Genomic DNA, 1935 nt, shown 5'->3' with positions numbered 1-1935 from the left:
CCCGCACACTTGGCGAGGGCGAGCGGGCTACGCTGGCCACGAATCAGGTCAGCCGACGATCGCTGCGCCCGGACACAGGTTGGAACGAAAGCCAGGCGATTCAGACCTCCCGTCAGGGGATGTCTGTCCGATGATCCATGCGATCCAGAACAGCGGTCAGCTCTCGACCATCACCTCTCAGTCGAACTGTGCACTCCCAGTCATAAGTTTCTTCGCGACTGTTGTAGTTCCCGTACGTGGCGACGGTCGTTCCTGTTACCACCGCGATATTTTGCGATTTCCGATCGACCGTGATGTCCGCCAGCTCGATAGACGTGGAAGGTCGCGAACTCGTGATACGACTCGCCATCACTGCACATGCTTGCACAGCACCCTCGTCGGGCCCCGAGTAGTCCACGAATGGGCTACTCGAGAAGCTCACGCAACCCACGAGAGTCAGTGTTGAGGCCGCAATCAGTGCGCTCGTGACGATCTCCCGCATTCCTTGCTGCTCCCTACCAGTTGCACACCCTGCCGAACGCTATTCGGCCAGATTCGAAACTCTCCACCAGTGCGGGCGTGACCTCTGCCAGTAGTTGTTAAACGTGCTAGTGCCACGCCCCACCTCGAGGTCCCATGTCGGGTTGTCAACGCTCCCTCCAGCTATGCCGCCTGCGAGGTGACATTAGAACTGTTCCTCCATCCCAGGGGTATCCACGATATCCCCGTGCACAGCTACCAACTTGTCCCAGAGCGCGCCACCGAACAGTTGGTTCGTGCCCTGACGGCGTGTCAGATTAGCGATGCCGACCAGCATCCCCAGTCCCAACCCGACATGGTCACAGTTCTCTGTGGCCCGCTGACCATCCACACGTACGCGGTGTGCCTCATCATCGGGATGATCGTGGCCGCGATGATCACTCAGAGACGCCTCGGCCGACGCGGGGCGCCGCCCGGAGTTGTCCTCGACATCGCGCTGTGGGCGATTCCGCTGGGCATAGTGGGCGCGCGGATCTACCACGTGTTCACCCACGTCAGCGACTACTTCTACCCCGGCGCGAACCCGTGGAACGCTGTCGCGATCTGGGACGGCGGCAACGCCCTCTACGGATCCCTCATCGGCGGCGCGCTCGGCGCATAGATCGGATGCCGGCGCGCGAACATCCGACTTTGGTCGTTCGCCGACGCCCTCGCCCCAGGCCTGTTGGTCGCCCAGGCCATCGGCCGGCTCGGCAACTGGTTCAACCACGAACTGTTCGGTCTGCCGACCACGCTTCCCTGGGGTCTGGAAATCGAAGCCAGCAACCCCAAGTTCCCCGCCGGCCTACCCGACGGCACCCTGTTCCACCCCCTGTTCCTTTCCTCTACGAAATCATCTGGAACCTTCTCGGTGTGGCCGTGCTGCTGCTCCTCGAACGCCGATTCCGGTTGCGCTGGGGCCGTCTGTTCGCGCTGTACCTGATCTGGTACGGGCTCCGCCGCAGTGGCCTGGAGGCGATCCGTATCGACCCGACCAGCGACGGAGTCCTCGGCATCCCCGCAAACGTCTGGGCGTCCTTCGTCATCATCGGCCTCGGCCTGACACTCTTCGTGATCCAGACCCGACGTCACCCCGAACCCGAGACCTCCATCTTCCGCGCCGTCTCTGAGACCCCGCCAGCCGGCGACGAAGCCGACGTGGCACCTGTGCCTGACGCGCCGCGAAGACGGGCTGACACTCCTCGCTGAGCCCGGAATATGGCGGACTATTAGGGCTCTCCTGACGTATCCGTGGGTGGTTTCGGAGTGCCTTGACGGCCGCACGCCGCTTCCTGGCGCGTAGCGCTTTTCGGTACCGGTAGTCCAGCGACTTGGTGTGTTATCTCGTGACATCGTGGACACTGGATCTCGTCACTTCGTAGACGCTGGATCTCATGGCTTCGTGCACAGCTACCGACTCTCGGTCTCCGAGCACTG

The 1935-nt window shown here is 62.5% G+C and carries 1 pseudogene; it reads left to right on the top strand.

The annotated features are described in order from the left end of the window. Positions 1–782 precede the first annotated feature (782 nt). Positions 783–1707: pseudogene (gene lgt / locus IEX31_RS18345) on the top strand (prolipoprotein diacylglyceryl transferase). The last annotated feature ends 228 nt before the right edge of the window (positions 1708–1935 follow it).

The sequence above is a fragment of the Agromyces bauzanensis genome (assembly GCF_014645655.1).
Lineage (GTDB): Bacteria > Actinomycetota > Actinomycetes > Actinomycetales > Microbacteriaceae > Agromyces > Agromyces bauzanensis.
Note: the sequence above shows the minus strand (reverse complement) of the source record. Positions and strands in the feature narration are given on the sequence as shown.